3 protein-coding genes are annotated in these 5,018 nt (G+C 35.9%); all 3 read left to right on the forward strand.

Going from position 1 to position 5,018, the window contains the following annotated elements; all coding sequences use genetic code 11:
- Positions 1 to 212: 212 nt before the first annotated feature.
- Positions 213 to 1,883, forward strand: coding sequence for a recombinase family protein (locus J4O15_RS15710; RefSeq protein WP_208101522.1), 1,671 nt, complete (start codon positions 213 to 215; stop codon positions 1,881 to 1,883).
- Positions 1,884 to 3,566, forward strand: a complete 1,683-nt coding sequence (locus J4O15_RS15715; protein ID WP_208101524.1) for a recombinase family protein — start codon at positions 1,884 to 1,886, stop codon at positions 3,564 to 3,566.
- A 1-nt stretch (position 3,567) separates the two neighbouring features.
- On the forward strand, positions 3,568 to 5,018 hold a 1,451-nt coding region (locus J4O15_RS15720; protein ID WP_208101526.1), incomplete at its 3' end, for a recombinase family protein.

Consider the following 5,018-nt stretch of genomic DNA (forward strand, 5'->3'; position numbering starts at 1 on the left):
ATGCAGGAAACGGAAGACATTTGGAGGATTGCTTGCTATCTTACTTAAAAAAGAAAGCAATGCTACTTGATTAGAAATATGATAAGGGAGCAGACTTTTTTGTTTGGATGTGCTATAATATCTCTTAAATAGAGATTCAAATTTATAGGTGTTGAAAGACTCCAAGTTATCATATTTTTCCTAAAAGAATATGAAAGTTTGGAGGTTTTGTTATGTCTAAAAATATTTTAAATACCGATACTCTTAAAGTTGCAATGTACCTTAGAATATCTCAGGATGATGAGAAATATGATAAAGGCTTTAAGGTGGAAAGCAACAGCATTTCCAATCAAAGACTTCAGCTTAAGGATTTCATTGATAAAAATGAAGATATGGAGCTGATAGAGGAATATGTTGATGACGGATATTCCGGGATAAACTTTGAAAGACCGGCATTTAAGAAAATGATGGAAGATGTAATTACAGGTAATATTAACTGCATTATAGTAAAAGATTTATCAAGATTTGGCAGAGATTATATTGATAGCGGAAGATACCTGCAAAAAGTGTTTCCATCCCTTGATATAAGGTTTATTGCCTTAAATGATAATTATGACAGCTATACAGCCAGTGAGACGGAAAAGAACTTGGTCATTCCATTTAAAAGTTTTATCAATGACAATTATTGCAGGGATACCTCCGCAAAGGTCAGAAGTGTCTGTAAGGTGAAGAGAAAACAGGGGCAGTTTATTTCAAATTATGCTCCTTACGGCTATGAAAAGGATAAGGAAGATAAACACAAAATAGTAATTGATAAAGAAGCGGAATATGTAGTACAGAAAATCTTCTCTATGAAGCTTGAGGGGTACAGTTCCTACTCTATTGCTAGACACTTAAATGATAACGGAATATTATCTCCGATGGAACATAAAAGGGCAATGGGTATAAGGTATAAGACAGGCTTTAGTACAAAGGCTGTTACCAAGTGGGATACGCCGGCGGTTAACCGCATTTTAACTAATGAAATCTATATAGGAACACTTCAACAGGGAAAAAGGGAAAAGATAAACTATAAGCTGGATAAAGTGGTTTCTAAGGATAGAAGCGATTGGATTGAAATTGAGGATAACCATGAAGCGATTATTGATATTCAAGACTTTGAAATTGTCCAAAAACTTTTGAAATGCGATATAAAAGCAAAGAATGTTGGAGAAAAAGCGGATTTATTTGCAGGACTTTTATTTTGTAAAGACTGTAACTCACAGATGACGAAGAAAGTAGACAAACGGGGTAAAATACCAATGGTCTATTATATTTGTTCTTCATATAATAAAGGACATAATTGCAGTAGGCACTGCATAAAACAGGAAGATTTAAAAATAACCATACTTGAGATGCTCAGACACCACATTCATTCCCTTGGGAAGTATGAAGTTATTTTAGAAAAACTAAGAGAAATGGAAGTGTCATATGAGCTGTTTAAGGAAACAGATAAAAGACAGGAATATACCAAGAAAAGCAAGGCGAAGTTTGAACTTTTAAAATCGGCTCTGTATCAAGATTTAAAAGAAGGAATCATTTCCGAAGAGGAATTTTATGATATGAGAGAGTTTTATACTAACCGTATTGTAGAAAGTGAGCTGATTTTAGAAAAACAGAATAAGGAAATTTCAAGGCTCTATCAAAAGAGTTTGGGTAATAAAGATTTTTTTTCTGAAATAAGAGCATACGGGAATATAAGTACTTTAGAAAGAGGACTACTTGTAAGATTGGTAGATAAAATCTGTGTTTTGGAAGAAAAAATGATAGAGGTTCGTTTTAATTATGATGAAACTACAGAGATATTGGATAAGTTAAGCAACTATGCAAAACAATCCTCCGGGAAAATGAAGGAGGTGGTGTAGATGGCAAGGACAGCGAATAGACGGGTAAAATCAGAAGAAGCTCAGGTAAACAAAGAAAATGTAAACAGTTTTCAAACGGCGATTTACACAAGGATCTCAAGGGATAAAAAAGAAAAACCGAGTGATTCCATTGAAAATCAGATTGCTCTTTGTGAGAGCTATATAAAAAGGAATGACGGGCATAACTTGGTAGGTATATATAAGGACATTGCAAAAACAGGAACAAACTTTGAGAGACCGGACTTTGAAAATCTTATGGAAGAAATAAGGACAGGAAAGGTCAACTGTATTATTGTAAAAGATCTATCTCGTTTTGGAAGAAACTATACGGAGCTTGGAAACTTTATTGAAAAGATATTTCCATTTCTTGGAGTAAGATTTATTGCCGTTAATGATAATCTGGACACCTTTCATATGGATGATCCGAATAAATCTTTGGAGGTTATTTTAAAAAATATCGTTAATGAAACCTATGCTAAAGATATTTCGAAGAAAGTGTCAAGCTCGCATCAGATGAGGCTCAAACAAGGCGGATTTATCTGCGGAGTTGCACCGTATGGATATAGAGCAAGAAAAGATGAAGATGGAATCAGACGCTTGTATCCGGATGAAAATACTGCTCCCATTGTCAAAGAAATCTTTGATGCCTATCTGAAAGGACTGAGTACATCAGGTATATCCAAACTTCTTCTGGAAAAAAGAGTATATATTGCAACCGATTACCGAGAAACTGGAAAAGCCATATCTGATAGCGATGAACCAATCAGGTTGTGGAAACAGACAACAATCTTACAACTGCTTAAAAATCGTGCATATACAGGAACGCTGATACAGGGGAGAAATCAAAAACATCTTTATGAAATGAAACCAAGGGAAAGGCTCTCTGAAGAACACTGGATAGTAACCGAAAATGCCCATGAAGCCATTATTTCTATGGATACCTTTGAAAAGGTGCAGGAGAAAATTTCCGAAAAAGCAGCTCCAATAAAAAGAAGCAGAGAGGAAAATGCGGCTGCTAAAGACGATACTATCTTTCGAGGAATGGTTTACTGTAATATTTGTCAAAGACGAATGAGTGTTCATCGGCAATTAAGTGGGAAAAGAACGGTGTTTTACTTTAGCTGTAACCGATTTGGAGAATACAAGGCAGAAAAATGTGGAACGGCAATTACAGACATTACACTCCAAAATACCGTAAAAGCTGCATTTGATACTATTCTTTCCAATAATAAGAAAAGCTATAAGGCATATTTAGAAGGTTATGCGGATATAAAAAGAGAAATTAAGCAGGAAAATGAAAACAAACTGACAGAAATCGGCAGAAGAATTTCAGGACTGAGCAGGCTTCAAAGTGAGCATTACGAAAAGTATGTCTTGGGAGATTGGAAAAAAGAAGATTTTGAAAGAGAAAAGGAACATCTCCATCAAAAGAAAAAAGAGCTGGAAAGCCTGAAAGAAAAGCAAGTTGCAATCTTTGATGAAGAAAAACGAAGGCTTGAAGAAAAGCATCAGTATTTGAAAGCACTCTTTAAAGGCGAGTCAAAGAAATGGGACAAAGAGTTTGTGAAAGCCATCATAGATAAGATATTCATCGGAAAAGACCATACAGTAGAAATCAAATTTAACTTTGAAGAAACGCCTGTCATTACCGAAAAAATCGAAAGAAAGACAAAGAGGGACTGATATGAATACCGTAGATTTTTATCTAAGACTTTCACTGGAAGATGGCGATCAGCAAGATGAAAGCAACAGTATCACTTCTCAAAGAGAAATCTTAAAAGACTATATCCGCTCAAGGGAAGAATTTACAGGCTTTCAGATCAGGGAGCATATCGATGACGGTTATACAGGAACAAACTTTAATCGCCCCGCTTTTCAAAAGATGATTGCTCTTGTCAAGAAAAATGAAGTAAAGACCATACTTGTAAAGGATTTATCTCGCTTTGCCAGAGATTATATCGAATCCGGAGCCTATATTGAGCAGATCTTTCCCTTTATGCAAGTCCGCTTTATTTCTGTGAATGACAATTATGACAGTAAGAACAACGAAAACGGAATCAGCAGCTTGGAAATTCCTTTTAAAAATCTTGTCTATGACTACTATTCCAAAGACATCTCACAAAAAATGCGTTCATCCGTCAGAGTAAGACAGGACAAAGGCTATTACTTCGGCTCAAAAGCACCGTATGGGTATGTAAAAAACGAAAAAGACCATCATCAGCTTATTGTCGATGAAGAAGTAAGACCGATTGTGGAAGAAGTATTTACAAGATATTTAAGTGGAGAAAGTATGCTTGTGATTGCTAAAGATTTTAACGAGAGAGAAATTTTAACCCCTGCCAAGCACATAGGACTGAAAAGAGGAAGTGGAATTTGGACAGGACAGATTGTTCGTTATCTCTTAACACAAAGAGTTTATACGGGAGCAATCATCGGAGGAAAGACAAGAGTGTATGAAGTCGGCTCAGATCATCGACAATGGATGGATAGCAAAGACTGGATTATACGAGAAGATATGCATGAAGCTATAATTTCACAAGAGGACTTTGCACAAGTTCAAAACAGATTAAGCAGCAATGCGAAACATATCAGCCGAGAACGGAAGCATTTTCATATTATTCAGGATAAAGTTTATTGCGGGAAATGCCATCATAAGATGAGCTATACAGTTTACTATGGCAAAAACGACGGATACTGCTGTCCATATCGGTACAAGGCAAAAGACTGTGGCTGTATGAAAGGAAAGATACAAGCCTTGGTACTGGAAGAAATCGTGTCAAAGGAAATTCAGCTTTACACCAAGAGCTTTCTTGAGAAAGAGCAGACGAGAATGATTGAGCATAGAGTCAGAGAAAGCATTTGTGAGAACCTGCTTGAGCGAAAGAAAAAGCTGAAAGCGGAACAACAAAAGAACAAAATTTCCAAAATGCAGTGTTATGAAAGGCATAAGCAAGGTATAATAGAGAAAGAAGAATACCTCTCAAAACGGGAATTTCTTACACAAAGAATAAAGAACATAGAGCAGGAAATATTGATCATAGAGGACAAGATACAAGAAAATACAGCTTTAGGACATCATCTGAATGTGGATAAGCTAAGAGAAGCGGTAGCAAAAGGAGAACTTGTTTTAGACTG

This window comes from Lachnoanaerobaculum sp. Marseille-Q4761 (genome assembly GCF_017565785.1).
Lineage (GTDB): Bacteria > Bacillota > Clostridia > Lachnospirales > Lachnospiraceae > Lachnoanaerobaculum.